Here is a 24,040-nt window from a genome sequence, read left to right as displayed (position 1 = left end):
TTCATCCTAAGAATATATGCTTGTCAGACAAATTCGTTGGGGATAGTGTGGCATGTACATCAGATTTCCTGGTGTAACGAATTTTCAAGTGCTTCTTGCATAAGCAAGTTTTGATCCCGGTCATCCCCATGACCGGGATTTTTTTCGCCCTAACGATTGGCTTCCGACACGCTAAAGTCGTGAATATCGAGCTCGAAGGCCTCGGCCAGCTCGCGATAGGTGTGATAATCCCTTCCGTTGACAATGACGCGGTCCGAATTGTCGTCCGTGCGGCGGACTTCTGACTCGCTGATCTCATTGATGGCGGCCAGCAGGGCATCGACATCCACCTCGACTTCGCGCTTGATGGTATCGCTGTACTCTTTATCGGTCTTCATTGCGGGACTCCTCTTTCAACCTGCAAACGTGTCCAGGGTTAAGTATAGCCTGTGCATAAAAACGCCATTCACGCCGGGCGGCGATGTGCGTTTTTGCGTTTTGTTCTACACTGGCTCAAAACCAGAGGAGGAATGTATGAAGGTCAACGATCGGGTAACCGTTAAAACGGACGGTGGGCCGCGCCGCCCGGGTGTGGTGCTGGCAATTGAAGAGTTTAGCGAAGGTACAATGTACCTGGTATCACTGGAAGACTACCCGCTCGGCATTTGGTTTTTTAACGAACTGGGGCATCCGGACGGGATTTTTGTTGAGAAGGCAGACTAGCACGGCGTCGGGTAGCACATTGCGTGCCCGACACCCGCTGTAAAAGCAAAAATCTCTGGCCAGGCCAGAGATCAAAGGTAGGGTGCACAGGGTCTTTTCTTAAGCGACTAACGCATGTTGACGAAAATCCCGTTCGTCACATTATCGGTCAGGCGTACCACGTGGTAGATCACTTGCTTATTATGCGTTTTAATTTTCCGTTTAATATTTCCTTTGTGTGATGAAACGGTTTTCGCTTTAATATTCATCTGGTCGGAGATCTGAATAGTTCCTTGTCCCGCCATCCACATTCGCAGCATACTTGATTCAGTCCTGCTTAATGATAGGGTGGGTAAGTTAACCGCCCCTACATTTTTAACTTCTTTATTCAAATAATCACCCAAAATGTCATCCAGCGACTCGGGTTTAATCGATTTAGAACTGATCAATAAATTTTTACGGACCAACAAATACTCATCGAAATGGATATTCGCGATCGCCATAAAAACAATAAACAGGGTTTTTGGATGCTGATTAATGATTTGCTTAATGTGCTGACTGTTGGCTGGATCGTGAATGAAACAGTCCTCATTAATAAACACCACGCCTGGTTTGAGTTCGTCACAAGCGGCTGCGAGTTCGTCAACGGTGTGTGCATCGTTGATGTCTCTCTTTCTTACCCCTCTGCTTGCCAGGTACCCGGTTAACCCTAGCCGGGTGTAGCTGCATAAATCCATAATGATCGTTGACATGGCATACCCTCACTCAATGCGTAACGATAATTCACCATCTGCCTGAGAGCTCAAAACAGCCATACGGGATGGAAAAAAATAATAAACCTGTGAGCATGACAAAGACTTTCAGGCGGACTCACTATCCCGTAAAGTTACGTATAATTTGCCAGGAATCTTCTTAAAGTAAAGTAAATATTAAGTATTGTGAGGTGGTTAGAAACAATTAAACCGCGTCAGATATATCCTGGAAGATGTTTTTCGCGTTTTATTTTAGGAATATCCTCAGAAAGACAGTAGCAACAGTGCGGGCTATTATTTACGTGGCAGTTCGCTGACAATATCCGCTAACAGGTTGAATATCTCGCCGAATAAATGTTCACAGAAGGGAGCGATAAGTGGCATCAGTAATGACATTAATAAAATTCCGACCGTCAACGTCAGCGGAAAACCAATGACAAACACCGAAAGCTGCGGTGCCATTCGGTTGAGTAAACCTAACGCCAGGTTGACGGTCAGCAGCAGGGTGATGATCGGCAGCGCCAGCATCAGCCCGTTGAGGAAGATCAGCCCCGCCGCGCGGGTGAGCGCCAGAAACGCATTGCTGTTCACCGGATTTTCGCCAATCGGCAGCGTATGGAACGTGTCCACCAGCATGGAGATAAGCCACAGATGGCCGTTGAACGACAGGAACAGCAGCATGGCGAGCAGATCGATAATGCGCGCCAGCACGGGCATGTTGAGATGACTGCCAGGGTCAACAAACGTGGCGAACGAGAGCCCCATCTGCAGGCCAATCAGTTCCCCCGCGGTACGCACCGCGGCAAAGGCGAGCTGCATGGTAAAGCCAACGGCGACGCCAATCATCACCTGCTGCAGGGCCACCCATACGGCATTCGCCGAGAAGATCGGAATATCCACCGGCGGAAGAGATGGGGCGACGATAATGGAGATGATGATGCCCAGCCCCACTTTGACACGCTTGGGGATCGATTTCTCGCTGAGAATGGGGGCGGTGGAGATCAGCGCCATGATGCGAAGCATCGGCCAGAAATAGACGCCGAGCCACTGAACCCACTGGTCGCTGGTGAAGTGCAGCATCGTCAGGTCAGCCGATGATGTACGGCAGGTTGGTAAACAGGTTGCGCATATAGTCCAGCAGCAGGTTCAGCATCCACGGCCCGGCCACGATAATCGCCACGAACACGGCGATAATTTTCGGGATGAATGACAGCGTCATTTCGTTAATCTGCGTGGCGGCCTGGAGAATACTGATAATAAGACCGGTAACCAGCGCGACAAGCAGCAGCGGCGCGGCAACGGCAATCGCGATTTTCATCGCCTCCGTGCCCATCATCATGACCGATTCGGGTGTCATTGCCGTTCCTTAACTGTAGAAACTCTGCGCCAGCGAGCTGACCAGCAGCTGCCAGCCGTCGACCAGCACAAATAGCATGATCTTAAAGGGCAGGGCGATGGTCGCGGGCGGCACCATCATCATCCCGAGCGCCATCAGGACGCTGGCGATCACCAGGTCAATAATCAGGAACGGAATAAAGATGGTAAAGCCAATCTGGAATGCGGTTTTCAGCTCGCTAGTGACATACGCGGGCAGCAGAATACGCATGGGCACCGCTTCCGGTCCCTGCAGCTCGCCGGTGTTGGACAGGCGGGCAAAGAGGGCCAGATCCGCTTCGCGCGTCTGGCGCAGCATAAATTCCCGCAGCGGCTGCGCGCCTTTATCCAGCGCTTCCTGCATGGAGATTTTATCTTCGCTGAACGGCTGGTAGGCGTCGGTGTAAATCTTATCGATCACCGGCGACATAATGAAAAAGGTCAAAAACAGCGCCAGCCCGAGCAGAACCTGGTTTGGCGGAGCGGAAGGGGTGCCCAGCGCGTTTCGCAGCAGACCAAAAACGATGATGATGCGGGTGAAGCTGGTCATCATCAGCAGGATGGCCGGAATAAACGTCAGCGAGGTGATGAACACCAGCGTCTGAACCGGAAGCGACCAGCTTTGGCCGCCGCCCGCGAGCGGGGTAGAAACCAGACCGGGCAGTTGCGCATAGACCGCGGGAGCAAACAGGCCAACGCCCGCAAGCGTCAGGGATAACAAACGGCGCATCAGGATCTCCCGGAACGCTTAAGCAAACTCTTCATCACGGACTGGAAATCCGCAGGGGCCTCTGCACGCTCGTCCACCACAGCAGGGGCGGGCGGCAGTTTATGTAACACGCTGATGTTTGACGCCGTGACGCCCAGGACCAGGCGCGCATCGTCCACCTCGACGATGACCACGCGTTCACGCGGCCCCAGCGTGGTGCTGGCGCTGACCTTCAGCCCGCGGGCACCGGCGGTTTTCCCCGCCAGGCCAAAGCGCTTCGCCAGCCAGGCGGCGATAAGAATAAAGGCAATAATACCGAACAACGCCCCGCTCACCTGGAGCAGAGGCGAGCCGGGAACGGCAGAAGGTTGCGATACTGTTGCCTGGGTTTTCATGCTTAACGGCTCAGACGACGCATACGTTCAGACGGGGTAATGATGTCGGTGATGCGTACGCCGTATTTATCGGCCACCACCACCACTTCACCCTGAGCAATCAGATAGCCGTTGATCAGGATATCCAGCGGCTCGCCGGCCAGACCGTCAAGGGCTACTACGGAGCCCTGCGTCAGGCGCAGCAGCTCTTTAATGGTCATGCGGGTGCGTCCCAGCTCAACGGTCAGCTTAACCGGGATATCCATAATCAGGTCGATATCCTGCAGCGTGCCGCTGACGTCACCGCCGCCAAGCTGCTGGAATACGGCATCCGCTGCGCTTTTGGCCGGGGTCGCTTTTTGCTCGTTTAACGCGTCAGCCCACAGATCGTCCAGTGCTCCGCTGTTTTCATCGGACGGATTGTTCATGTCACTCATTTGGGCTGTTCCTCATTCAGCGAATTCAAAATCGGGTTGATCAAGTGCTCAACGCGTAACGCATACTGACCGTTAATCGTGCCGTACTGGCTTGTCAGCACGGGGACACCATCCACATGGGCAATAATGCGGTCGGGTTTTTCTATCGGCAAAACATCACCGGGTTGTAATTTCAGGATCTGAGATAACCGCAGCGGGATATCGGCGAAGCTCGCCACCAGCTCAAGCTGCGAATGCTGGACCTGGCGGACCAGGTTTTCACGCCAGTTCTGGTCTTCGTTGCGGGAGTTCTCCAGCGGCGGGTTAACCAGCAGCTCGCGTAGCGGTTCGATCATGCTGAACGGCAGGCAGATGTTGAACTCGCCGGTCAGGTTACCGATCTCCACGTGGAACGGCGTGTTCACGACGATATCGTTCGGGGAGGTAGTGATGTTGGTAAATTTCACCTGCATCTCAGAACGGACGTACTCCACTTCCAGCGGGTTAATCGCTTTCCACGCGTCGCTGTAGGATTCCAGCGCCAGCTTAAGCATGCGGTTAATGACGCGCTGTTCGGTGTGGGTGAATTCGCGACCTTCTACTTTGGTCGGGAAACGCCCGTCGCCGCCGAACAGGTTATCCACCGCGATGAACACCAGGCTTGGCGAAAACACCACCAGACCGGTGCCGCGCAGCGGTTTCAGATGAATCAGGTTAAGGTTGGTTGGCACCGGCAGGTTGCGGGCAAACTCGTGATACGGCTGAATGCGGATCGCACCGACCGTAATATCCGGGCTACGACGCAGCAGGTTAAACAGCCCCATACGGAACTGACGTGCAAAACGTTCGTTAATGATCTCCAGCGCCTGCAGACGTTCACGTACCACGCGACGCTGGGTATTCGGGTCATAGGGACGAATATCGCTATCGCCGCCAATACCCGGTTGCGGATCATCACTTTTATCGCTGTCGCCGTTGAGCAGCGCATCGATTTCTGCCTGAGAAAGAATACTGTCGCCCATGTCGTTACCGCAGAATGAAGGCTGTATACAGAACGTCAGTGACTTCCTGCTTAGGTTGGCCGTTTACCAGCGGGGTCGCCAGCGTTTGTTTAATGGCGTCGACCAGCTTTTGCTTACCCACATCGGTGGCCAGCGCCGAAGCGTCCTGACGAGAGAACAGCAGCAGAAGGCGGCTACGCACCTCCGGAAGATAATCATTCAGACGCGCGCGCGTGGCTTCATCCTTCAGGCGCAGCGTAATACCGACATACAGCACACGATCCGCGTCACCGAGGTTCACGGTGAAGGTGTCCAGAGGGAAAAATACCGGCGCCGGCGGTGGTGCAGGTTCGGCTTTGGCCGCAGCGGTCGAAGGTTCCTGCTGCATACGCCAGTAACTATAGCCCGCGGTAGCGCAGGCGGCGAGCGTGATCAACACCAGCAGCGGGATCCAGATGGAACGCTTACTTTTTTTGGTGAGAGCGGAGTCAGTCATCTGATACGAGCTTCCTGTTTCGGTACAGCTTAATAAGGTGATTATCCCGTGTCCTGCTGTCGTCAAAGCGTGGAAAAGACGGGGATAATCACGCTACCTCTGGCGTTTAGGCGAAGATGTCTACGGCACTGTTACCGCGCGCGGCGGATTGCAGAGCGGCAGGGACAGGCAGTAACTCATCGCTCTCGTCATTAAAGCCGCCGGTGTTGCCGGAACGCGAAGCCTGGTGCTGCTGCTGGGATGAGGACTGCTGCTGCCCGGCAAAGCTCTCGCTGCTGACGCTGCTTTGCGCAAGCTGAATGCCGTTCTCCGCCAGTGAGGTTCGCAGGACCGGCAGCGCGGCTTCCAGCGCCGCACGGACATGGCTGTGCGCAGAAACCATCTGCAGCTGTGCCTGGTTATCATCCAGCTTAAGCGAAATTTGCACCTGACCCAGATCTTCCGGGTGCAGACGCAGCTCGGCTGTCTGCTGGCCCTGTTTAGTGAACAGGGTGATGTGCTGGCTCAGGGACTGCTGCCATTCATGCGTACCCAGAGGCTGGCTTAACACCGGCGCGGTGGCGACGGTGGCGGCCGTCTGACTGGTCGCATGGCTGGACATAATCGGTGCCAGGGTCGCCGTCGGTGAGGCTGAGGAGGAGGAACTGGCAAGCTCCTGCTTCTCTGCCGTTGCGGCCACGGCCGGCGTGGCCGGCGCGTTACCCGACAGGGCCGGGTCGCTGTTTTTCGCCTGGCTCTGATAAGGCGCAGCACTCTGGGCTTTATCATGGCTTCCCGGAAGCGCGTTCAGGGACGGCTGGCCCGCGCCGTTTTGCGTCAGCGCCGCTGAACTCAGCGTAGCGGTGGCGGACACACCGTCACTGCCTGCCGCACGTGAGGTGCTGGTCTGCTGGTGCGGCAGCATGGCCATCAGCGCGCTTAACCCGGCCAGCTCCTCTTCGCTCAGCTCGCTTTTGCCGTCATCTTTGCTGTTGACCGCATTAAGCGTTTTCAGGGCATCACCCTTTGACAGCGGCACCAGCCCGGTTACCAGCGTATCAAGCGACGTAACGGGCGACGTTTCATCGCCATTCAGCGCAGTTTGACGCGAGAGCAGGTCGGCAATTTTGGCCTGCAGGGTGGTATCCCCTTTGGCGTCCTGAGCAACGTGGGACAGCTTGCTGCCGGCGGCTTTCAGGTCAGCCAGCGTCAGGGGCGCATCGTTGCCCTTGCCCGTCGCGTCCGACAGGGCACCCGCGAGCAGCGCGAGAAAGTCCTGTGCACCGTCGGTGCCTTTTCCTGTCTGCGTACCGCCTGACAGGTCGCTGTCGCTCATGAGCAGTTGTTGCAGTGTGATCATTCCGGTTTCCTCATTGATGCGCGCTGGGCAAACTCATCCATTTTTTTCTGATCCAGGCGGTTTTCCGCCAGGGTCGTTGCCGCAATCTGTCGGTCCTGTAAGGTCTGCCAGGCCTGCAGTCGCTGCTTCTTCTCGCGCCAGAAATTCAGCGCGGTATCGACTTTCTGGGTCCACTGGTGTAGCTGCTGGCGATGCTGATCTATCGCCTTCTCCAGCGTCTGGATAAACTGCTGATAGTTAATCCAGCGCTGGCTTCCAATGCCCTGTGTCATATCGGTATTGAGGTTGGTGCGATATTCATGCTGATAGTCGATTAACATCTTCAACTGTTCTTCAGCCTGCTGGCACCCGCGTCGCATTGCGCCAAGCTGCAATGCGGCATCATCAACTTCTTTTTCAGCCAGATCTTTCAGCGTTGATAACGCGCTGTTTTGCGCCATGACCTTCGCCCTCCACCTGTGTTACACCTGCGGGAAAATCAGCTCCAGAGCCTGAATTGAATCTTCCCAGTCGGCACGTTCAAAAATGCCTTGTTGCAAAAATGCCTCCAGCTGCGGCCACAGGGTAATCGCTTTGTCGAGCATCGGGTCGCTGCCTTTGGCATACGCCCCCACGCTGACCAGATCGCGGTTGCGCTGGAAGCTGGAGAGGAGTTGTTTAAAGTTACGCACGCGGGCGTAGTGCTTCTCGGTTATCAGCGCCGTCATTGCGCGGCTGATAGAGGCTTCAATATCTATCGCCGGATAGTGTCCGGCTTCGGCCAGACGACGAGACAGCACGATATGACCGTCAAGGATCGCGCGCGCGGAGTCGGCAATCGGATCCTGCTGGTCATCGCCTTCGGTCAGCACCGTATAGAACGCGGTGATGGAGCCGCCGCCGCTGATGCCGTTCCCCGCACGTTCCACCAGGGCAGGGAGTTTGGCGAAGACCGAAGGCGGGTAGCCTTTGGTCGCCGGTGGCTCACCGATAGCCAACGCGATTTCACGCTGCGCCATCGCGTAGCGGGTCAGCGAATCCATAATCAGCAGCACGTGCTTGCCGCGGTCACGAAAATCTTCGGCGATGCGGGTGGCATAGGCTGCCCCCTGCATACGCAGTAACGGCGACACGTCCGCCGGTGCGGCAATGACCACCGAGCGGGCACGGCCTTCCGCGCCCAGAATGTTTTCAATAAAGTCTTTTACTTCACGACCGCGTTCGCCGATCAGGCCCACGACGATAACGTCCGCCTGGGTGTAGCGCGCCATCATGCCGAGCAGAACGGATTTACCCACGCCTGACCCGGCGAAGAGGCCCATACGTTGCCCGCGTCCCACGGTCAGCAGGGCGTTAATCGGTCGCACGCCGGTGTCGAGCACATGCTCGATAGGGGTACGCTGCAGGGGGTTAAACGGCTGGGTAATTAATGCGCCGGTTTCGGTAGTGTCCGGGGAGGGCAGCCCGTCGAGCGGCTTCCCGCTGCCGTCCAGCACGCGACCCAGCAGGGCAGGACCAAGCGGCAGCTGTTTCCCGCTTTGCAGCCCATCGCCGGACGTGTTTTTGGCATACACGCGCGCGCCGGGCAGAATACCTTCCACCTCTTCAAGCGGCATCAGGAACAGGCGCTGGCCGTTGAACCCGACCACTTCGCTTTCTACTTCACGCGTTTCCAGACCGTCCTGACGCTCAATCACGCAGGTCGCGCCCAGCGGAAGCTGCAGGCCGGTGGCCTCCAGGACCAGACCGGTGGCGCGCGTCAGCCGCCCATAACGACGAACAGATGGCAGTTGCGCCATCTTCGTCTCAAAGTTGTCGAGCGTGGTGAGCCAGCGGGTGAGGCGTGCGGTCATCAGACGACTCCCGGTGCCGCCAGGCGACACAGTTCCTGCCAGCGGGTGGCGACGCTGGCATCCAGATCGCCTTCATCGGCTGAGACTTTGCAGCCGCCGTGATGTAACGACGGATCGCCGCGCAGCCGCCAGCCGTGCAGGTTTAGCGTTGCGCCCAGGCTCTCTTCCACGCGCTGCAGGTCGTCCGGGTGGACGCGAAGCTGCGGCTTACCGCTGAACAGCGGCTCCTGCTGCAGCAGACCCTGAATTTGTTTGATTAGCGCGGTGTTATCCACCACGGGCGTCTGGCCGATCACCTGACGCGCGGCTTCCAGCGCCATCTGCATCAGTCGCGAGGCAATCACGCTGTCCAGCGCGTCCAGCGTGTGCTGAAACTCGCTGACCAGCTGCTGCATGCGGGCATGGATCGGCGCCTGCTGCTGGCGCGCCTGATCGATACCGTGCTCTAACCCTTTCGCCAGGCCTTCCTGATACCCCTGCTCGTGGCCTTTCTGCCGGCCTTCGTTCAGACCGGCATTGTAGCCCTGCTCGTGCGCCTGCATTTGCAGCTGAGCCAGCATTTGCGCCTGCTGCTCCTCTTCGCTCAGCTCGGGCTGCTCGACGTCCGGGTCAAGCGCCTCGGTCGGGATCGCGGCTGGCGTGAACTCGGAGAGGGGAGGGGCCAGATCGTCCGGCGTCCAGCGCTTCCACGGCAGCTCATTAGACATAGGTGTCGTCTCCGCTGCCAATCACCATCTCGCCGGTTTCCGCCAGACGACGAACGATAAGCAGAATGGCTTTCTGTTCGTTTTCCACCTGAGACAGACGAACCGGACCACGGTTGGCAAGGTCGTCGCGCAGGATATCGGCCGCACGTTGAGACATGTTGCGCAGGAACTTCTCGCGCAGCGGCTGCTCGGCGCCTTTGAGGGCGATAAGCAGCGACTCGGAATCCACTTCCTGGAGCAGGCGCTGGATGCTGCGGTCGTCCACTTCGACGAGGTTTTCGAACAGGAACATCTCGTCGATGATTTTCTGTGCCAGCTCGCCGTCGAATTCGCGAACCGCCGTAATGACGGCCTCTTCCTGCTGCGTTTTCATCAGGTTGATGATTTCTGCCGCCGTTCTCACGCCGCCCATTTTGCTGCGCTTGAGGTTCTGGCCGTCGAGCAGGTTGTTCAGCACCTCGGTCAGCTCCGCCAGCGCGGCAGGCTGAACGCCGCCGAAGGTGGCGATACGCAGCATCACATCGTGACGCAGACGCTCTTCGAACAGCGCCAGAATATCGGCCGCCTGACCACGTTTGAGGTGGACAAGGATGGTGGCGATAATCTGCGGGTGCTCGTCGCGAATAAGGTCCGCGGCACTCTGCGGTTCCATAAAGTTAAGCGTTTCGATACCGCTGGCGGTATCGCGCGTTTCCAGAATGTCTTCCAGCAGGCTGGCGGCACGCTCTTCGCCCAGCGCCTTGACCAGCACGGAACGCAGGTAGTCGTTGGCGTTGACGTTCAGCGCGGCAAACTGTTCGGCTTCCTGCTCAAACTCCGACAGCACTTCGGTCAGCTGCTTGTTGGAGATTTGACGCACGTTGGCCATCGCCGCACTGAGAATTTGCACTTCCCGCTGGGAGAGGTGTTTAAACACCTCCGCCGCGCGATCTTCGCCAATGGTCATCAGCAGGATGACGCTTTTATCGGTGCCCGTAAGCGTATTACTCATGTTCGTTACCCATCCACTGACGGATGACCAGCGCCACGACGCGCGGATCGTTATCTGACATTTCGCGAATGCGCTGGCTCATCACCTCGGCACCCATGCGCTGGTTAGCGCGGCGCTGCTGCATCTGTTCATCTTTGCTGAGGCGCACTTCAACCGCTTCTTCCGTTTCCTGACGCGCATTCATCTGCTCGCGAGCCGCTTTTTCAGCTTCAGCACGGCGCTGGAGCTGTGGACGAACGCCCTTGCGCCACAGCAGCCACGCGACAATCAGCACCAGCAGCCAGCGTCCTGCGGACATCAGCTGGTCGATAAACGCCTGCTGTTGCCAGAACGGCAGTTCACCGCCGGTCTCTTCCACCGAGTTGAATGGTGAGTTCACCACGTTGAGGGTATCGCCGCGCTTCTCGGAGTAACCCATCGCTTCACGGGTCAGGTTTTCAATCTGCTTCATCTGTTCGGCGGTCAACGGCAACGGTTTGCCATCCGCCAGCGTTTTGTAGTTCACCACTACCGCAACGGAGAGACGCTGAATATCGCCCACGTTCAGTTTAGTGTGGCGAATCGTCCGGTCCACTTCGTAGTTCGTGGTTTCGTTACGGCTGCTGTTTCGTGGACCGCTGTTCGTCGCCGTTGAGGTGGTCTGCTGGTTATTCTGCTGGCCGTTCTGCTGATTGGCCGGCGGCGTAGAGATCGGCGCCGCGTTAGCCGGGGCAGGCTGGTTAGACAGCGCGCCCGGCACGCCGCCCGGGTTTGCGCCGCCAATCTGCTCGCTGGTGTTGATCTGGCGCGAACGCATCACCGCCTGCGCCGCATCGCCGTTCGGGCTGTACTGCTCTTCGGTTTGTTCTTTATTCGAGAAGTCGATCTGCGCGGTGACCTGCGCGTGCACGTTGCTGTTGCCCACCACCGGACCCAGGATCGCTTCGATACGGCGCTGGAGACGGCTTTCCACATCGGCGGCATATTTCAGCTGCGCGTCATTCAGATCGCGACCAGCGGTATTGGATTGCGTCAGCAGGTGACCGCTCTGGTCAACCAGCGTCACGTTACCCGGCGGCAGACCGGCCACGGCGCTGGAGACGAGATGCGTCACCGCGCTGATTTGCCCTTCGTCCAGCGCGCGGCCTGGCTCAAGGTTCACGGTCACTGAAGCCGAAGGTGATTTCTGTTCGCGGACAAATAAGGAAGGTTTAGGCATCGCCAGGTGCACGCGGGCACTCTTCACCGGGCCTAATGTTTCAATGGTGCGGGCCAGCTCACCTTCCAGCGCACGCTGGTAGTTCACCTGCTCGCTGAACTGGCTGATACCGAATTTTTCCTGATCCAGCAGCTCAAAGCCTACCGCGCCGCCCTTCGGCAGCCCCTGCTGGGCCAGGCGCAGACGCAGTTCGTGCACCTTATCTGCCGGGACCTCCAGCGCACCGCCATTATCGGCAAAGCGATAAGGGATGTTCATCTGGGTCAGCTGGGTGACGATGGCGCCGCCATCCTGATCGGAAAGGTTACTGTAGAGCGTCCGGTAATCAGGGCTTTTCGCCCACAGGACCATCGCTACAAGGATCGCAATTGCGGCAGCGCCTGCCACGATCAACGGGATTTTAGGATTCGCGCGAAGGCGGTTCATCCACTCGAGTGATTTATTCTGCGGCGCTGTCGATGCTGTTGCACTCATTGCGCACCTCTTAAATCCTGGTGGTTTACGTTATTCGTGTAGAGAAACAAAACTGACTCCCGGGTCGGCAAACACGACAAATGTTCCATATTGATGGCCCTGCCATTATTTGATGATTCGTGATTTTCTATGCGTCAAATAACCTGGTTTTTTCATGCTATTTACCGCCATTATCTTATTGACAAGCTGTTAGTCTTGACCGCGTAAAAAACCATCCAGGGGAGAGTCATGGCTATACAGGGCATTGAAGGGGTAATCAGTCAGCTGCAGGCAACGGCGATGACGGCCCGTAATCAGAATGTGGCAGATCAGCAGCCGAGCATCAGCTTTGCAGGGCAACTGCATGCCGCTCTTGACCGTATCAGTGATACCCAGACCGCAGCGCGCACGCAGGCAGAAAAGTTCACCCTCGGCGAGCCGGGCGTGGCGCTGAATGATGTGATGACCGATTTGCAAAAAGCCTCGGTTTCCCTGCAGATGGGGATCCAGGTGCGTAACAAGCTGGTGTCGGCTTATCAGGAAGTGATGGGCATGCAAGTTTAGGTTGTCTAACCTAATGATATTTATAATTAATAACCATCCGATCCCACTGCGTGGGGCATGGATGGGGCAAACTCACTCAATTTCTGGTTGAGGATGAGTACCTGGTCCTGGTTATTTTCAGCCATCCAGGATCCGTACACCCGGTAAACCATTTGCGCGTCGGTGTGGCCCATTTGCTTCGCGATGAAGTTCGGGTTGGCACCGGCAGCTAACGACCAGCATGCATACGTGTGTCGGGACTGGTATGCTCTGCGATAGCGAATCCCGGCGCGTCGCATTGCCGCTTCCCACGACTGGTTTATTGACCCCACTGCGTAATGATGCCCGGCACGGCCATTACGTGATGCGATCTGCGGGTTAAACACGAACGTGCATGGATGCACATCGGTTCGGCCATATTCGCGCAGTTTCACCTCAACCTGATACTGCTTACCAAGGCGGGTTAATTCGGCCTGGCTCTTCAGCACGTCGATCGCCGGCTGAATTAGGTTGATGATGCGGTCCGTTCCGGCCTCCGTCTTCGGAAGGGTGAACTCCTTCGTTAACGTATGGTTCCGGCGGATCATCATCGTACCCGCTTTCAGGTCGATATCTTCCCAGGCCAGCGACACCAGTTCACCGTGGCGCACACCGGTGTAGACGGCCAGCGACCACATGTTTTTCAGTTGCTGGTGGGCGCAGGCGTTAATCATCCTGACAAACTCCTCGCGCGTCAGCGGGTCAGGCTCGCAACGTGACCGCTTAAGCATGGCTATGCCGGTGAACGGGTTCCCCCTGACATACCCGCTGTCAGCGGCAAACTTAAACATCCCGCCCATGATCTTCATGTAGTTGTTGACCGTTCTGACGGAGCGGCCTTTAACCGGCGTTTTCTGTCCAGCCTTCAGTGTGTGATAACCGGTCAGCAATTCCTTCCTTATAAACAGCAGGTCTTCCTGCGTCACCGCAGACACCAGCCTATCACTGCCGATCCTTGGCACCATGTTGCGCGCTATAGATGAATAGCGAGACATCGCGTTGGTGCTGATCTCCATACGCTTCAGTTCAAGCCACTTGTTCGCCAGTTCGAGCACGGTGATCTCCTTGCTCTCCACCCCAAACCTTCTCAGGTTCGGCGAGTCAGGGAACTGTGCGGCATAGTTGAAGTTGCCTGTCTTTATCGCGAAGCACACCGACGCACGCAGCTCGCCAGCGACCTTTCTATTTTTTGGTGTATCGGGCACGCCGAGGCTTTCACGCACCCGGCTACCTTTATAAATGAACCATATGCGGAGCGTTCCGCCATGATTCTCCACGCCTGTTGGGTATGCTGACTTAGCCATTATTCCCTCCTGACGTCCAAGAGCCCGCTAAGCATAAACGGATCTTCATTGGCGCGCACCCGGCTGTTTCTTTTTGAGGCTCTCAACCCACTGGTCGATCGCTTTGTGGTTATACAAGCACTCGCTGTTTTCCTTTGGGATGCTGTCCGGAGACATGTGGACGTACTCCCTGCCGCAGAGCCAGCTTTTTTTACGGGCTCTCGCTATCGTTCCCGGGCGAAGCCCTGTCATTTTCACAAGCAGGTCTTCTGTCACCCAATCACTGGGCACGATTTGAATAATTTCGCTCATGATCGCTCCTATGACATCGTTTTATAAAACTGCGGACCGTCTGGCGTGGCCGCGCGTAATTCGTTTTCCGGATGCACTGAATAATTTCGGTCGTCCCACCGCACCCAGAACTGTGGATGGTCGCCGTCCAGGTCCTGCAGGCTATCCACCACGCCATGAATGCCGCCGGTCTTCTTCTGGACTATTGCGCCCACATTAAAAGCAGCCATTGCACACCTTCCGGTTCGTGAAGAAATGAGATGAGAGCGCCCAGCGCCATAAGTGCGGCGATGAGCCAGGTCATGGGGTTTGATTGCATGGTGAACTCCCAAAAAGAATGCCCTCACAGTGGAGGGCAAAAGGGATGACGTTGCAGTGCTTTCGCACCCAATAGCCAGCTCATAACTGGCTATCAGTTGCGTCATGATTTGATGTGAAGGCGCGGCTCTCCGTCTTTCGGCTCCGGCCACTGGCGAGCCATATTCACCTTTAGCTTTTCTTCCAGTGCCGCGGTGATTTGCTCATCGGTGATACCGGCGCGCCGCTGCGCGTCCCACAGCAGGAACTGCATATCAGCCCATTCACTGAGGTCGCCAGGATCGGCTGCAGCTTCCAGCGCCTCTTTCGAAAGGTGCTTCAGCGGTCCGACGGGGCCGACATTGCCAAAGGTCTTTGCTGACCATTCAGCGTGGCGCTGCCGGATCAGGTTTCTGGTGAATTGTGATTTCTTCGATTCGTAAGGTTTCACGATTTCTCCTCATGCCGCACGCTGGGCGCGCAGCTTCTTCAGGTGTTCTGCTGTTTCGATTTCTTCGGAGAACCGCTCAGCCTGTGCTTTGGTCAGCGGCTCGAATTCATGCTGAAAGCGGCCCATACTGGCGATGCAGGTGCGACCGTTGCGGATGTAATGGATGACTTCGTGGGTAGCGCGGAGGATTTTTCAGGGCGCGCCGTGGGGATCGGCGTACCAGGTATTAGGCTGGATTATCCTGAACATTGGGCACCACCTTAAATTCGATTACCCAAACCCATGGGTTAGCTTCCCAGTTGTCGGCACCGTAGATGCTCATCCAAAGGTCACGGAAGTTAATGCGATATTCCCAACTGGGAAGAACTCCGCCAGAAGGCGGCGTAATGCCTTCTGACTTTGCATCGTCCTCACTCAGATCTCTAAGCCGCTCAACACGCACTCCGGTAATTTCCAGAGTGAGTCGGCTGGCCCAGCGAGGCATGTGAATCGAAGGCGTCCAGCGTATTTCATCAGCCGGCGGCACATTCTCGTAATGAGTCGGAACATGCTCAGGGTAATCCGCGCGATAAAGTTTCAGGTCCGGCGCGCCAGCACCAGCTTCAGCCCACGTTTCGCGCACCCAGATGCGATCGCCGACGGCACCGAACGGGCAGGTATAGCCTTCATTTTCATCAGCAACGCCAAACACATCTTTCTTTGCAGGCTGCAGGTATCCGTTTTTATCGACCATGCCAGGCGTGTACCAGTGGGCGTTTAAATCCAGATCGTAACCGTTATGTGTTGGGTGGAATCCATCAGACGGCTGAACTTTCATGATGCGCCGCGTCTGCGTCTTCCGGCCGTCGAGGATGGCGCGAACCATCTCGCCGTTAAAAATCATTCCGCGCTCTTTCACTGGATCCCCCTCTGCTTATTCCTCAATTCGATGACGCTCTGGCACTCCGCGCATGTCTGGCAGCCGGGAACGGCAGCGCGCCGCGGCTCGGGAATTGGTTCTTCGAATTCTTCACAACGCTCAGCTGATACGGCGTTATGGTTGATCCGGTGAGCGGAAAGGGCAGCGTTACGCTGAAGCTCTTCAATCTCTGCTGCGGTATCGATGATATCGGCCATGGTCAATGCTCCCGGAACTGTCGGTTAATTCGGTTAAATGTGAACGCCAGCAATAAAAAAGGCCGCGATAGCGACCCGGGGAATTTTGTTGTCATTGTTCGGCTCCAAACCGCCCGTTAAGGCGGCCAGTTTTGACGACGAACTCCAGGAGGCTAACTCCCAGAGCTTCAATTTTCTTGTGATGCTTGTTGATGATGGGAGGCACCGTTTCGTTCCAGTTAGGCTTTGGCTTCTTACGCATGGCCTGCTGGATTTCTTCTGTGCAGCGGCGGCAGGCGGCGCGGATGGCATTGTCTGTTTCTGGCGTCATGCGGCCTCCCGGCGGGCGAGAAGTTTCGCCCCGAAAGCCATCAGCTCGTCCCGGTCCACAGTTGCGAAGTGGCAGTGTGTACGCGGGTACGGTCGCCAGATGATGAGCATCGAGCCTTTGTTGTTGCCGCTGACAGGCTTACCGGTGACCGGGTTGATAAATGCAAGCCGCCCGGCGGTGATGAGACGAACCTCACTGGCGGTCTGGATTGCCTCCTTGAACCAGCCAACCGAAGTGTCTGCCGGAACCAGCATGACCGTGCCGATCTGATTGGCGCTCTCGGCGGCAGCCTTCTTCACGAACGGCATGATGTCGCTGTATGGCGGATTAAGCCAAACGTAGCCGGGAATACTCAGGTAATCAGCCCAGGGCGTTTCCAGCGTGTTCTGCTCGGCGGTGATGAACTTCCGGCACAGCGCGTTATGCGGCGCCGCGGCGGCATCCAACTGGAAGCAAAACTCAGCATTAAGGGAAGCGAAAAGGGTTGGTGGTGTGCGCCAGAGGTCGCGCTGATCCGCGGGCGTGTTGCTGACGGTGTAATCAGTCATGCCGCCTCCTGCCTTTCCCGATATTCCTCAGCAAGTCGCTGCGCCTTTAATGGATTGCTGACAACTTCACCCCATGGCATTAGCCAGCCATTACCAATGAAGGGGAGGCACAGATTTCCTACCCTGATGTCGTCGTGAGCGTGAGTCATTAGTCACTCCTTGAAGCGCCACCTAGGCCCTTGCGGTTGTCGTTGATATATGGGTCCACTGGCGTGTAATTGGATGGGGAAGGGGGTGAGTCGTCGTTGGATCTTTCTTGCAGGATAATTTGGTAAAGCTCTTTTCGATCGGCTCGCTCAGATGGTGAAAGCTTCCGGTCAGGGATTGGCCGGAGAAGATATTTTCGATACTCGGGGGTAAATTTGTTCATTGGTTTCTCCTGACCGGGAGATGATTCAAAAGGGTATATCGTCGTCGAAGTCCATCGGTGGTTCGTTAGATGAGGCAGGTGCCGAATGCTGCTGCGGACGAGACTGCGCGCCGCCGCTGAACTGGTTGCCGCCATGCGGCTGCTGAGGCTGACCCCAACCGCCATGCTGCTGGTTCTGACCGCCACCTACCGGTTGGCCACCGCCCTGACGGCCGCCAAGCATCTGCATTGTGCCGCCGACGTTTACCACTACCTCCGTGGTGTACTTCTCCACGCCAGCCTGATCTGTCCATTTTCGGGTGCGCAGTTGACCCTCGATATAAACCTGAGAGCCCTTGCGCAGGTATTCCCCGGCTACCTCAGCCAGCTTTCCGAACAGAACGACGCGGTGCCATTCCGTTTGCTCTTTGAGCTCGCCGGTGGCTTTATCTCGCCATGACTCCGATGTCGCCAGCGTCACGCTGCATACTGCGCCGCCGGACGGAAGATAACGAACCTCAGGGTCTTGACCGAGGTTGCCGACGAGGATCACTTTGTTTACGCCTTTGCTAGCCATTTACGCCGCCTGTTTAAGTTCTTTGAGTCGAATGCCAGTAACGTCTTTGCATTTGTTCTGGTGCTCAGTAAATCCGTTAAGCAATTTCCATGTGTCTTCATAGCGATGCTTAAGCCGATCGCTATCGTTTTCAGAGCCAGCATATGCAGAGAATTCGGCGAGAATTTTGTCCGCATCCACGGACTGATGTGCCTGGTCTGGCTGCTGGTGACCATCTTGCGGTTTTTGGTCATGCTCCATTGGTGTTCCTGAAGGCAATGCCCATCCCGGTAGAGCGGGCGCCTTCCAGTAGAAAACACCAACCTCTTTTGATTTGGCGTACTGGAACCCTGGCGTGCGTGTTGCTGAAACCACTGCGAAGCCTTCTTCCAGGTTGTAGAGGTAACGACCGATACCCCACTGCACAGCAGCGCGCTTCATGGCGCCAGAGCGACCACCTTTCACAGCTTCAACCTGTGTGTTTTCTGCGGCGTCCCACTTGGTGATCCACTCGCCATCAACTTTGATGGAAATACCGCACTCAACACCGCCGTTATTCGGAATATCGCGGTATTCGTTACGCCAGCCAGCTTTGCCGCATACTTCATCCAGCCGCTTCATGATTGCGCGGTTAGTTACGTAGGCCAGCACCTTGGCCCAGATTCCGTTATTGTTTTTTCCCACCTGCTGAATGCGCCACTCAATATCCTCACTTGCAAATGGCGCATCTAAATCATCAAGGTTCATGTGTAATTCCCCACAAACTCATCCCAGCTAATGACCGGGCTCTGCCGCTCGGCGGCCAGGTTAACTGGCTCGTCATCACCCTCCGGCTTTTCCGGCAGCTCGTCGCGCATAAGGCGAAGGAATGACTCTTCATCCCACCGTTCTGCTTCCGTCATGCTGCACGCTCCTGATGGGTGATGACGTAACCCTGCTCAGCCAGCCACTCAATGACTTCTGCGCCGTCGAGCTGGGGTAGTACGTCACGGGTTTTAACGGTACCGGCCAGCACAACGCCTTCCATCTCAACTTTGATGGTGTTGTGGGGGCCGACAGATGTGCGCATGTCTACGCACTCGCATGTGATATTCATGATTCGCCTCAATATTTGATGTGCGCGTCCTGCACTTTGCCGCCAGCGATAGCCAGCATTGCTTTCTGCGCGAATTCTTCGGGGATACCCTGAGCGATCAGGTCTGCGATGACGCGACGGTTGATGGTGCGGCGGTGCTCTTTGTCCGCGGCGCGACGCGCTTCTTCTTCCGCTTTACGCTGTTCTTCGGCCAGACGTGCGGCTTCTGCCTCTTCCAGGCGGCGGCGCTCCGCGGCTACGGCTTCTTCTTTTTCGCGGCGAGCACGCGCTTCCGCTTCCTGCTTCTCACGTGCCGCACGCTGTTCGGCTTCGACGCGCTGGCGTTCAGCCAGCTCTGCACGTGCTTTCTCTTCAGCTTCACGGCGCGCTGCGGCTTCAATCTCCGCTTTGTGCTTCGCTTCGGCATCGCGGCGGGCTTGTTCTGCCGCTTCTCGCTTAATGCGTTCTTCGTGCTCACGTTGAGCCTGTTCCGCCTGGCGGCGCTGCTCTTCGCGGTCACGGTCAAACTTGTCATTCATCAGCAGAGCCATTTCGTGGTCTGCTTCGATCTGCGCGGCACGCTGGAGGTCGAACTCTTCGTTCATCACCAGCGCTTCGGCGTGCAGCGCGTTCATAGCTTCTTCAGCCTTGATGCGTTCCTGCTCGGCTTCCCATTCGGTGAGTGGGCGGCGGGTCGCATCGCGCAGCTCGTCGCAGGCATCACAGAATCGCTTAATTTCGGCCTCAGCCGGACGCACAGCCTCTTTCAGGCGCTTCAGGTACTCACGGCCCGGCTTTTCGATTGCCGTCTTGCTGCGGGACACCTGCGCCGCCAGAGAAGCTATTCGGTCACGACCTTTCTTCGTGGAAAGGTCCGGCACTTCGTTTACCGCCTGGCGGATTTGCTCGAGATAAGCATCAAGGCCGCCCGCTACGTAAAGCACCGGAGCCTGTTCCGGCTTGATTTCGATGACAGTTAAGTCCGTTACTTCGCTCATGGTTTCTCCTGAAATTTGGATGTGCAGATCCCGCCTGCGTAATGCCAGGCCGATCGGTTGAATAGGGGGTTAGGCTGCTTTTCTATGCCACGGATAACCGATGGCAACCTTCATTTCGTCGTAGGCTGCCATCCACATGGCGCCATCACCGATAAACAGGGCAATGGCTGCTTTACTCTGCGCTGCGCGCAGCAGGTGATGATTGATCATGCCTTCACCTCAACCTGTTTCAGGAGGCCAGCGATATGCATCTGCCAGCGGTTAAGTACCAACTTTTCACTCGGTGCCGATACCGACGTCAGCTGCCACTCGTTATCGTTGAGCTTTTTCGCGGTGTACTGCTTGCCGTTGTGGGTGACTGTCATAAATCCTCTTGGCCTTATCGCGGCGAACGGAACGGTTAATACAAGACTTCAACGCATTTATTCAGTGTTTCAATGGGCGGTGGATGGCCGCCAGTTGTCATAACTTGAGCCACTCGTAAATGACTCCAGGTATGAAAAAGGCCGCCTACCTGGCAGCCTCAACTTGAATGAGTGCCGGGGTATTTATCCGCGCCCGGCGCGCGCTTTCCCGCTATTCCCCAACAGCAAGAAATCGCTTACTCTTTAATCTCCCCAACAGTAGAAAGGATATATTCATGCAAACCATGCGGACCGTGTGCCCTGACTGCGGAAGTGAGATGTTCAACCAGCCCGATGATTTTGACTTTGAGACAAATTTCACCGGCGTCAGTTGTGCTGACTGTGGTCGCGAAATCACTAAGGACGATGTTGTCAATCAGGCCACGGACACGGTCAAAAAACAGCTCGACGACATGCTCAGGAATTCCCTGAAAGGAACTGGCTGGAAGTTCAAGTAACTTTAAAAGCTCCCCGGTCTGAGTAAGCACCTCGCTGGCGTCTACGTTAAGCAGTAGTGGCGCCGTTTTTTTATCTGACATACACACCCCTCTGTTTGTTTACCGTCAGCCCCTCGCAAAGAGCTGTTGGTAAAGATTCCCCGATGTTCGGGAACTGAGCAGCAAACCATTCCGGTGCGGAGTCCTCTTCGTGTGCTATACCCGCCACGCGTTACACACCTGCCTCAATCCCATTGGGCGCCATTTCAATTTGCCAGGAGCGCTCCGGGTGATTTGCTGCTTGACTGAATTCTTAATGAGCAGGCGACTTGCTGTCCGCCGCTGGCTAACTTCGCTCAGCTGTCGATGTTTCGTTTCGATGGATTAAAGATAACCTTAGTTATGAGTGATGGCAATAACCTAATTTATAATATCAATCACATAAGTTATAAATTAATGATAACTAAATGAATTTATTTTTGTAAATCATGAGTGCTATGCTTAAAAAAACAGCAGGAGGGATGTGCATGGTTCTGGATGAAGAGCGTATAAGCATGAAAATTCAGGCGATGGGGCGGGCAGTGATGGAATTGTCACTGGCTGATTTACCCATGACCCAGCAAAACATCATCGACAAGCTGAAGCAGTACCGGAAGGAAACAGGAAACGTGACAGGGAAGGGAGTGAACAGGGATGCGGCGGAGATAGTGCGGAAAGGGCAATAAAAAAGCCCGCACGGGCGGGCAGGTAGTGTTGCGATAGTTATTGTTATCAGCTTCAGGCTGAATAGTTATCGGCAGAATGGGGGATAGCTTTATGGGTGTGCAATAAAAAACCCGGCGCGGTGGCCGGGTTATTCTTGTTCTCTGGTCAAATTATATAGTTGGAAAACAAGGATGCATATATGAATGAACGATGCAGAGGCAATGCCGATGGCGATAGTGGGTATCATGTAGCCGCTTATGCTGGAAAGAAGCAATAACCCGCAGAAAAACAAAGCTCCAAGCTCAACAAAACTAAGGGCATAGACAATAACTACCGATGTCATATACCCATACTCTCTAATCTTGGCCAGTCGGCGCGTTCTGCTTCCGATTAGAAACGTCAGGGCAGCAATCAGGATTGCAATCATGGTTCCTGCATATGATGACAATGCCGCCCCAAGACCATCTCTATGAGCTGAAAAAGAAACACCAGGAATGTAGTGGCGGAAAAGGAGATAGCAAATGCTTACGATAACGTAAGGAATTATGACTATGTAAACACCAGGCATGATTCTGTTCCGCATAATTACTCCTGATAATTAATCCTTAACTTTGCCCACCTGCCTTTTAAAACATTCCAGTATATCACTTTTCATTCTTGCGTAGCAATATGCCATCTCTTCAGCTATCTCAGCATTGGTGACCTTGTTCAGAGGCGCTGAGAGATGGCCTTTTTCTGATAGATAATGTTCTGTTAAAATATCTCCGGCCTCATCTTTTGCCCGCAGGCTAATGTCTGAAAATTGAGGTGACGGGTTAGAAATAATATCCTTGGCAACCTTTTTTATATCCCTTTTAAATTTTGGCTTAATGACTATATCCAATGAGTCAAAAAGCTCCCCTTCAATATCTGTTGCCCCTAAGACCTTTAATATATCGCCAAATACAGGTAGCTTGGCTTCTACCTTCACCGTTGTTCGGCCGATGAAATGCATATGCATAACATCGTCTTTGGTGGTTCCCCTCATCAGTGGCTCTATCTGAACGCGCTCTCCACTGCTTAATGACATTCCTTTCCCGATTAAAAAATCTGTCAGATCGGATGTGGTCGGCCCGAAAACAGTTCTGGCAAAACCAATGGTGTCGCCTTCAACAAATAAAAAAGATGGGAATCCCAATGATTCGTCATCTGCGAGGCTGTTCTTAATATCTTCAACTGAAGCTTTAGAGCGATTTATCTTCTGAACCAGACTCTTGTCATTTGTTTTGGTAAAGAGAAAAGTTTTTCCATCGATTTTATGGATATACAAATAATTGGAGCCAACCTGCAGGTGATGATTATCAGCCAGCAGAGAATTAAGGAAAACAGACAGGTTTATTGAGCACTTATCTTTCCCTTTATTTTTGCTGCGGTAAGTCGCATAAAAACCATTCTTCATAATTCAATCCATTTACTATGTTATATTTTGAGGGGAGTGAAAACTCCCCTAATTCGATGAAGATTCTTGCTCAATTGCTACCAGCTATGCGCCGACCAGAACATCTTGCCGATCAGACCAGCCGCATCTTCGTCTCTAACCAAAAGTCTCTTCCGGCCACTGCTACAGTTTGTTGTAAGCTATCGATTCGTGAATAAGCGCTTTACCCATGATGTATAGCTGGTCCTGATTTTCTTCTGTCACATACCAATCTTTGTAAGCCGGATTATCTGAAAGCACGGCTAACTGCAGGCCCTGCATCTGCAGGCGCTTGACATGGAAGTGCTGCCCGAAGACAAATGCGTATACTCCGTCAACCTTGAAGTTCCTCACCGAAACGTCAAAGAACAGGCGATCTCCCGACTGAATCGTTGGGCACATGCTGTCACCGTCTACGGTCATCACCTTCACATCATTTTGAGTGCGGTTCCCGAAAAGAGATCTGGCATGCTCAGTTGTGAACTCAATAGCATGCAGGACCTCAACAAATTCAGAAATCATAAAAGACCCCGGACCAGCGCTTACTTTCAGGTCTAAAACATCAACCCGAAAGACATCAATTGTTTCCGAGACCGGTTGGGCTGCCGATGGCACATTACCATCAATCCGCATTTCCCCCACTCCAGAACTAAGCCATTCCGGCCTTACACCCAGAGCATGAGCTAGCTCGACCATCTTACGGCTGCCGCTCGTTTTACCTGACGTCATCTTTTGAATTGCAGGCTGGGATATACCGACTTTATCAGCCAACTGTCCTTGAGATATGTCAGCGGCCGACATAGCCGCGTTCAGTCGTTCTGCAAATGTTTTCATCTTATCAATATATAACCGAGGTTAT

The 24,040-nt window shown here is 55.0% G+C and carries 37 protein-coding genes and 2 pseudogenes; 4 read left to right on the top strand and 35 right to left on the bottom strand.

Going from position 1 to position 24,040, the window contains the following annotated elements; genetic code table 11:
- Positions 1–149 precede the first annotated feature (149 nt).
- Positions 150–377, bottom strand: coding sequence for a YodD family peroxide/acid resistance protein (yodD, locus tag ACOTXI_RS05740; RefSeq protein WP_013097742.1), 228 nt, complete (start codon positions 375–377; stop codon positions 150–152).
- Positions 378–513: 136 nt separating this feature from the next.
- Here yodD and dsrB point away from each other — a divergent pair, with 136 nt between their 5' ends.
- Complete coding sequence (gene dsrB, locus ACOTXI_RS05735; RefSeq protein WP_008500312.1) at positions 514–702, top strand: protein DsrB; 189 nt, start codon at positions 514–516, stop codon at positions 700–702.
- A 107-nt stretch (positions 703–809) separates the two neighbouring features.
- On the opposite strand, the gene rcsA is transcribed toward dsrB, so the two are convergent.
- The 14 genes and pseudogenes from rcsA to fliF all read right to left on the bottom strand — a co-directional run bounded on the left by rcsA (position 810) and on the right by fliF (position 12,344).
- On the bottom strand, positions 810–1,433 hold the full coding sequence (gene rcsA, locus ACOTXI_RS05730; RefSeq protein ID WP_008500313.1) for a transcriptional regulator RcsA: 624 nt from the start codon (positions 1,431–1,433) through the stop codon (positions 810–812).
- A gap of 287 nt (positions 1,434–1,720) precedes the next feature.
- Positions 1,721–2,513: pseudogene (gene fliR, locus ACOTXI_RS05725) on the bottom strand (flagellar biosynthetic protein FliR); the annotation flags it as partial.
- A 7-nt stretch (positions 2,514–2,520) separates the two neighbouring features.
- Positions 2,521–2,790: a flagellar biosynthesis protein FliQ gene (gene fliQ, locus ACOTXI_RS05720; protein WP_008500315.1), complete on the bottom strand. Its 270-nt coding sequence runs from the start codon at positions 2,788–2,790 to the stop codon at positions 2,521–2,523.
- Between the two features lie 9 nt (positions 2,791–2,799).
- Entirely contained in the window at positions 2,800–3,537 is a 738-nt protein-coding gene (fliP, locus tag ACOTXI_RS05715) for a flagellar type III secretion system pore protein FliP (protein WP_008500316.1), read from the bottom strand.
- Positions 3,537–3,911: a flagellar biosynthetic protein FliO gene (gene fliO, locus ACOTXI_RS05710; RefSeq protein ID WP_021241389.1), complete on the bottom strand. Its 375-nt coding sequence runs from the start codon at positions 3,909–3,911 to the stop codon at positions 3,537–3,539. The genes fliP and fliO overlap by 1 nt, the downstream gene beginning before the upstream one ends.
- Before the next feature lie 2 nt (positions 3,912–3,913).
- On the bottom strand, positions 3,914–4,327 hold the full coding sequence (gene fliN, locus ACOTXI_RS05705) for a flagellar motor switch protein FliN (protein WP_008500318.1): 414 nt from the start codon (positions 4,325–4,327) through the stop codon (positions 3,914–3,916).
- Positions 4,324–5,328 carry a flagellar motor switch protein FliM gene (fliM, locus tag ACOTXI_RS05700; RefSeq protein ID WP_008500320.1) on the bottom strand — a complete coding sequence of 335 codons (1,005 nt, stop codon included), beginning with the start codon at positions 5,326–5,328 and terminating at the stop codon, positions 4,324–4,326. The genes fliN and fliM overlap by 4 nt, the downstream gene beginning before the upstream one ends.
- 4 nt (positions 5,329–5,332) lie before the next feature.
- Positions 5,333–5,803, bottom strand: a complete 471-nt coding sequence (gene fliL, locus ACOTXI_RS05695) for a flagellar basal body-associated protein FliL (RefSeq protein WP_058654005.1) — start codon at positions 5,801–5,803, stop codon at positions 5,333–5,335.
- 106 nt (positions 5,804–5,909) lie between these two features.
- Positions 5,910–7,142, bottom strand: coding sequence for a flagellar hook length control protein FliK (fliK, locus tag ACOTXI_RS05690; RefSeq protein WP_021241387.1), 1,233 nt, complete (start codon positions 7,140–7,142; stop codon positions 5,910–5,912).
- The gene (gene fliJ / locus ACOTXI_RS05685) at positions 7,139–7,582 is read right to left on the bottom strand and encodes a flagellar export protein FliJ (RefSeq protein ID WP_021241386.1); all 444 of its coding nucleotides are present in this window, start codon (positions 7,580–7,582) and stop codon (positions 7,139–7,141) included. The genes fliK and fliJ overlap by 4 nt, the downstream gene beginning before the upstream one ends.
- 21 nt (positions 7,583–7,603) lie before the next feature.
- Positions 7,604–8,974: a flagellar protein export ATPase FliI gene (fliI, locus tag ACOTXI_RS05680; RefSeq protein WP_008500325.1), complete on the bottom strand. Its 1,371-nt coding sequence runs from the start codon at positions 8,972–8,974 to the stop codon at positions 7,604–7,606.
- Positions 8,974–9,681 carry a flagellar assembly protein FliH gene (gene fliH, locus ACOTXI_RS05675; RefSeq protein WP_058654006.1) on the bottom strand — a complete coding sequence of 236 codons (708 nt, stop codon included), beginning with the start codon at positions 9,679–9,681 and terminating at the stop codon, positions 8,974–8,976. The genes fliI and fliH overlap by 1 nt, the downstream gene beginning before the upstream one ends.
- On the bottom strand, positions 9,674–10,672 hold the full coding sequence (fliG, locus tag ACOTXI_RS05670) for a flagellar motor switch protein FliG (RefSeq protein WP_008500327.1): 999 nt from the start codon (positions 10,670–10,672) through the stop codon (positions 9,674–9,676). Before fliG ends, fliH begins: the two co-directional genes overlap by 8 nt.
- Positions 10,665–12,344 carry a flagellar basal-body MS-ring/collar protein FliF gene (gene fliF, locus ACOTXI_RS05665; RefSeq protein ID WP_021241384.1) on the bottom strand — a complete coding sequence of 560 codons (1,680 nt, stop codon included), beginning with the start codon at positions 12,342–12,344 and terminating at the stop codon, positions 10,665–10,667. The genes fliG and fliF overlap by 8 nt, the downstream gene beginning before the upstream one ends.
- Before the next feature lie 228 nt (positions 12,345–12,572).
- Between fliF and fliE the strand changes: the two genes are divergently transcribed.
- Positions 12,573–12,887, top strand: a complete 315-nt coding sequence (gene fliE, locus ACOTXI_RS05660) for a flagellar hook-basal body complex protein FliE (RefSeq protein ID WP_008500329.1) — start codon at positions 12,573–12,575, stop codon at positions 12,885–12,887.
- Positions 12,888–12,913: 26 nt separating this feature from the next.
- Here the strand turns inward: fliE and ACOTXI_RS05655 are convergent, their stop codons facing one another.
- From ACOTXI_RS05655 to ACOTXI_RS05575, 17 genes and pseudogenes are all read right to left on the bottom strand, one after another.
- A complete protein-coding gene (locus tag ACOTXI_RS05655; protein WP_421633885.1) occupies positions 12,914–14,209 on the bottom strand; it encodes a tyrosine-type recombinase/integrase in 1,296 nt (431 codons plus the stop codon).
- Positions 14,210–14,254: 45 nt separating this feature from the next.
- Positions 14,255–14,500: an excisionase family protein gene (xisR, locus tag ACOTXI_RS05650; protein WP_045336385.1), complete on the bottom strand. Its 246-nt coding sequence runs from the start codon at positions 14,498–14,500 to the stop codon at positions 14,255–14,257.
- Between the two features lie 8 nt (positions 14,501–14,508).
- Complete coding sequence (locus ACOTXI_RS05645) at positions 14,509–14,709, bottom strand: hypothetical protein (RefSeq protein ID WP_421633886.1); 201 nt, start codon at positions 14,707–14,709, stop codon at positions 14,509–14,511.
- A 197-nt stretch (positions 14,710–14,906) separates the two neighbouring features.
- Positions 14,907–15,179: pseudogene (locus ACOTXI_RS05640) on the bottom strand (DUF550 domain-containing protein); the annotation flags it as partial.
- Between the two features lie 57 nt (positions 15,180–15,236).
- Positions 15,237–15,416, bottom strand: a complete 180-nt coding sequence (locus ACOTXI_RS05635; RefSeq protein ID WP_421633926.1) for a DUF4222 domain-containing protein — start codon at positions 15,414–15,416, stop codon at positions 15,237–15,239.
- A 37-nt stretch (positions 15,417–15,453) separates the two neighbouring features.
- Positions 15,454–16,125: a hypothetical protein gene (locus tag ACOTXI_RS05630; RefSeq protein ID WP_421633887.1), complete on the bottom strand. Its 672-nt coding sequence runs from the start codon at positions 16,123–16,125 to the stop codon at positions 15,454–15,456.
- Complete coding sequence (locus tag ACOTXI_RS05625; RefSeq protein ID WP_421633888.1) at positions 16,122–16,343, bottom strand: TraR/DksA C4-type zinc finger protein; 222 nt, start codon at positions 16,341–16,343, stop codon at positions 16,122–16,124. The genes ACOTXI_RS05630 and ACOTXI_RS05625 overlap by 4 nt, the downstream gene beginning before the upstream one ends.
- Positions 16,344–16,434: 91 nt before the next feature.
- Positions 16,435–16,653 (bottom strand): hypothetical protein, encoded by a 219-nt coding sequence (locus ACOTXI_RS05620; RefSeq protein WP_023300422.1) that lies wholly within the window; start codon positions 16,651–16,653, stop codon positions 16,435–16,437.
- Entirely contained in the window at positions 16,650–17,201 is a 552-nt protein-coding gene (locus ACOTXI_RS05615) for a phage N-6-adenine-methyltransferase (RefSeq protein ID WP_421633889.1), read from the bottom strand. The genes ACOTXI_RS05620 and ACOTXI_RS05615 overlap by 4 nt, the downstream gene beginning before the upstream one ends.
- Positions 17,198–17,350 carry a DUF1317 family protein gene (locus ACOTXI_RS05610; protein WP_032665753.1) on the bottom strand — a complete coding sequence of 51 codons (153 nt, stop codon included), beginning with the start codon at positions 17,348–17,350 and terminating at the stop codon, positions 17,198–17,200. The genes ACOTXI_RS05615 and ACOTXI_RS05610 overlap by 4 nt, the downstream gene beginning before the upstream one ends.
- 246 nt (positions 17,351–17,596) lie before the next feature.
- Positions 17,597–18,127 (bottom strand): single-stranded DNA-binding protein SSB1, encoded by a 531-nt coding sequence (gene ssb1 / locus ACOTXI_RS05605; RefSeq protein WP_421633891.1) that lies wholly within the window; start codon positions 18,125–18,127, stop codon positions 17,597–17,599.
- Positions 18,128–18,853 carry a Rad52/Rad22 family DNA repair protein gene (locus tag ACOTXI_RS05600; RefSeq protein ID WP_315425482.1) on the bottom strand — a complete coding sequence of 242 codons (726 nt, stop codon included), beginning with the start codon at positions 18,851–18,853 and terminating at the stop codon, positions 18,128–18,130.
- Positions 18,850–19,008 (bottom strand): hypothetical protein, encoded by a 159-nt coding sequence (locus ACOTXI_RS05595; RefSeq protein WP_222664914.1) that lies wholly within the window; start codon positions 19,006–19,008, stop codon positions 18,850–18,852. The genes ACOTXI_RS05600 and ACOTXI_RS05595 overlap by 4 nt, the downstream gene beginning before the upstream one ends.
- Entirely contained in the window at positions 19,005–19,202 is a 198-nt protein-coding gene (locus ACOTXI_RS05590) for a hypothetical protein (protein ID WP_001303341.1), read from the bottom strand. Before ACOTXI_RS05590 ends, ACOTXI_RS05595 begins: the two co-directional genes overlap by 4 nt.
- 8 nt (positions 19,203–19,210) lie before the next feature.
- Positions 19,211–20,179 (bottom strand): hypothetical protein, encoded by a 969-nt coding sequence (locus ACOTXI_RS05585; protein ID WP_421633892.1) that lies wholly within the window; start codon positions 20,177–20,179, stop codon positions 19,211–19,213.
- Positions 20,180–20,248: 69 nt separating this feature from the next.
- On the bottom strand, positions 20,249–20,389 hold the full coding sequence (locus ACOTXI_RS05580; RefSeq protein ID WP_045332448.1) for a host cell division inhibitory peptide Kil: 141 nt from the start codon (positions 20,387–20,389) through the stop codon (positions 20,249–20,251).
- Positions 20,386–20,544 carry a hypothetical protein gene (locus ACOTXI_RS05575; RefSeq protein ID WP_421633893.1) on the bottom strand — a complete coding sequence of 53 codons (159 nt, stop codon included), beginning with the start codon at positions 20,542–20,544 and terminating at the stop codon, positions 20,386–20,388. Before ACOTXI_RS05575 ends, ACOTXI_RS05580 begins: the two co-directional genes overlap by 4 nt.
- Positions 20,545–20,711: 167 nt before the next feature.
- On the opposite strand from ACOTXI_RS05575, the gene ACOTXI_RS05570 reads away from it, so the two are divergent.
- Positions 20,712–21,041, top strand: coding sequence for an ECs_2282 family putative zinc-binding protein (locus ACOTXI_RS05570; protein WP_421766134.1), 330 nt, complete (start codon positions 20,712–20,714; stop codon positions 21,039–21,041).
- Positions 21,042–21,547: 506 nt separating this feature from the next.
- Positions 21,548–21,745 carry a hypothetical protein gene (locus ACOTXI_RS05565; RefSeq protein ID WP_058679032.1) on the top strand — a complete coding sequence of 66 codons (198 nt, stop codon included), beginning with the start codon at positions 21,548–21,550 and terminating at the stop codon, positions 21,743–21,745.
- 128 nt (positions 21,746–21,873) lie between these two features.
- Here ACOTXI_RS05565 and ACOTXI_RS05560 read toward each other — a convergent pair whose 3' ends face one another.
- From ACOTXI_RS05560 to ACOTXI_RS05550, 3 genes are all read right to left on the bottom strand, one after another.
- Positions 21,874–22,308 carry a hypothetical protein gene (locus ACOTXI_RS05560; protein WP_032986352.1) on the bottom strand — a complete coding sequence of 145 codons (435 nt, stop codon included), beginning with the start codon at positions 22,306–22,308 and terminating at the stop codon, positions 21,874–21,876.
- Positions 22,309–22,323: 15 nt separating this feature from the next.
- Complete coding sequence (locus ACOTXI_RS05555) at positions 22,324–23,163, bottom strand: protein rexA (protein ID WP_032986353.1); 840 nt, start codon at positions 23,161–23,163, stop codon at positions 22,324–22,326.
- Between the two features lie 162 nt (positions 23,164–23,325).
- Positions 23,326–24,015: an XRE family transcriptional regulator gene (locus tag ACOTXI_RS05550; protein ID WP_016042178.1), complete on the bottom strand. Its 690-nt coding sequence runs from the start codon at positions 24,013–24,015 to the stop codon at positions 23,326–23,328.
- Positions 24,016–24,040: the final 25 nt, after the last annotated feature.

Source organism: Enterobacter cloacae complex sp. BZL2005, assembly GCF_049238885.1.
Lineage (GTDB): Bacteria > Pseudomonadota > Gammaproteobacteria > Enterobacterales > Enterobacteriaceae > Enterobacter > Enterobacter roggenkampii.
The sequence above is the reverse complement of the archived record's forward strand: the minus strand, read 5'-3'. Positions and strand labels throughout refer to the sequence as shown.

Excerpts from the sequence above, each read along its gene's own strand:
- yodD (WP_013097742.1), bottom strand. The coding sequence starts at position 377 with ATGAAGACCGATAAAGAGTACAGCGATACCATCAAGCGCGAAGTCGAG.
- dsrB (WP_008500312.1), top strand. The coding sequence starts at position 514 with ATGAAGGTCAACGATCGGGTAACCGTTAAAACGGACGGTGGGCCGCGC.
- rcsA (WP_008500313.1), bottom strand. The coding sequence starts at position 1,433 with ATGTCAACGATCATTATGGATTTATGCAGCTACACCCGGCTAGGGTTA.
- fliQ (WP_008500315.1), bottom strand. The coding sequence starts at position 2,790 with ATGACACCCGAATCGGTCATGATGATGGGCACGGAGGCGATGAAAATC.
- fliP (WP_008500316.1), bottom strand. The coding sequence starts at position 3,537 with ATGCGCCGTTTGTTATCCCTGACGCTTGCGGGCGTTGGCCTGTTTGCT.
- fliO (WP_021241389.1), bottom strand. The coding sequence starts at position 3,911 with ATGAAAACCCAGGCAACAGTATCGCAACCTTCTGCCGTTCCCGGCTCG.
- fliN (WP_008500318.1), bottom strand. The coding sequence starts at position 4,327 with ATGAGTGACATGAACAATCCGTCCGATGAAAACAGCGGAGCACTGGAC.
- fliM (WP_008500320.1), bottom strand. The coding sequence starts at position 5,328 with ATGGGCGACAGTATTCTTTCTCAGGCAGAAATCGATGCGCTGCTCAAC.
- fliL (WP_058654005.1), bottom strand. The coding sequence starts at position 5,803 with ATGACTGACTCCGCTCTCACCAAAAAAAGTAAGCGTTCCATCTGGATC.
- fliK (WP_021241387.1), bottom strand. The coding sequence starts at position 7,142 with ATGATCACACTGCAACAACTGCTCATGAGCGACAGCGACCTGTCAGGC.
- fliJ (WP_021241386.1), bottom strand. The coding sequence starts at position 7,582 with ATGGCGCAAAACAGCGCGTTATCAACGCTGAAAGATCTGGCTGAAAAA.
- fliI (WP_008500325.1), bottom strand. The coding sequence starts at position 8,974 with ATGACCGCACGCCTCACCCGCTGGCTCACCACGCTCGACAACTTTGAG.
- fliH (WP_058654006.1), bottom strand. The coding sequence starts at position 9,681 with ATGTCTAATGAGCTGCCGTGGAAGCGCTGGACGCCGGACGATCTGGCC.
- fliG (WP_008500327.1), bottom strand. The coding sequence starts at position 10,672 with ATGAGTAATACGCTTACGGGCACCGATAAAAGCGTCATCCTGCTGATG.
- fliF (WP_021241384.1), bottom strand. The coding sequence starts at position 12,344 with ATGAGTGCAACAGCATCGACAGCGCCGCAGAATAAATCACTCGAGTGG.
- fliE (WP_008500329.1), top strand. The coding sequence starts at position 12,573 with ATGGCTATACAGGGCATTGAAGGGGTAATCAGTCAGCTGCAGGCAACG.
- ACOTXI_RS05655 (WP_421633885.1), bottom strand. The coding sequence starts at position 14,209 with ATGGCTAAGTCAGCATACCCAACAGGCGTGGAGAATCATGGCGGAACG.
- xisR (WP_045336385.1), bottom strand. The coding sequence starts at position 14,500 with ATGAGCGAAATTATTCAAATCGTGCCCAGTGATTGGGTGACAGAAGAC.
- ACOTXI_RS05645 (WP_421633886.1), bottom strand. The coding sequence starts at position 14,709 with ATGGCTGCTTTTAATGTGGGCGCAATAGTCCAGAAGAAGACCGGCGGC.
- ACOTXI_RS05625 (WP_421633888.1), bottom strand. The coding sequence starts at position 16,343 with ATGGCCGATATCATCGATACCGCAGCAGAGATTGAAGAGCTTCAGCGT.
- ACOTXI_RS05620 (WP_023300422.1), bottom strand. The coding sequence starts at position 16,653 with ATGACGCCAGAAACAGACAATGCCATCCGCGCCGCCTGCCGCCGCTGC.
- ACOTXI_RS05615 (WP_421633889.1), bottom strand. The coding sequence starts at position 17,201 with ATGACTGATTACACCGTCAGCAACACGCCCGCGGATCAGCGCGACCTC.
- ACOTXI_RS05610 (WP_032665753.1), bottom strand. The coding sequence starts at position 17,350 with ATGACTCACGCTCACGACGACATCAGGGTAGGAAATCTGTGCCTCCCC.
- ssb1 (WP_421633891.1), bottom strand. The coding sequence starts at position 18,127 with ATGGCTAGCAAAGGCGTAAACAAAGTGATCCTCGTCGGCAACCTCGGT.
- ACOTXI_RS05600 (WP_315425482.1), bottom strand. The coding sequence starts at position 18,853 with ATGAACCTTGATGATTTAGATGCGCCATTTGCAAGTGAGGATATTGAG.
- ACOTXI_RS05595 (WP_222664914.1), bottom strand. The coding sequence starts at position 19,008 with ATGACGGAAGCAGAACGGTGGGATGAAGAGTCATTCCTTCGCCTTATG.
- ACOTXI_RS05590 (WP_001303341.1), bottom strand. The coding sequence starts at position 19,202 with ATGAATATCACATGCGAGTGCGTAGACATGCGCACATCTGTCGGCCCC.
- ACOTXI_RS05585 (WP_421633892.1), bottom strand. The coding sequence starts at position 20,179 with ATGAGCGAAGTAACGGACTTAACTGTCATCGAAATCAAGCCGGAACAG.
- ACOTXI_RS05580 (WP_045332448.1), bottom strand. The coding sequence starts at position 20,389 with ATGATCAATCATCACCTGCTGCGCGCAGCGCAGAGTAAAGCAGCCATT.
- ACOTXI_RS05575 (WP_421633893.1), bottom strand. The coding sequence starts at position 20,544 with ATGACAGTCACCCACAACGGCAAGCAGTACACCGCGAAAAAGCTCAAC.
- ACOTXI_RS05570 (WP_421766134.1), top strand. The coding sequence starts at position 20,712 with ATGAGTGCCGGGGTATTTATCCGCGCCCGGCGCGCGCTTTCCCGCTAT.
- ACOTXI_RS05565 (WP_058679032.1), top strand. The coding sequence starts at position 21,548 with ATGGTTCTGGATGAAGAGCGTATAAGCATGAAAATTCAGGCGATGGGG.
- ACOTXI_RS05560 (WP_032986352.1), bottom strand. The coding sequence starts at position 22,308 with ATGCGGAACAGAATCATGCCTGGTGTTTACATAGTCATAATTCCTTAC.
- ACOTXI_RS05555 (WP_032986353.1), bottom strand. The coding sequence starts at position 23,163 with ATGAAGAATGGTTTTTATGCGACTTACCGCAGCAAAAATAAAGGGAAA.
- ACOTXI_RS05550 (WP_016042178.1), bottom strand. The coding sequence starts at position 24,015 with ATGAAAACATTTGCAGAACGACTGAACGCGGCTATGTCGGCCGCTGAC.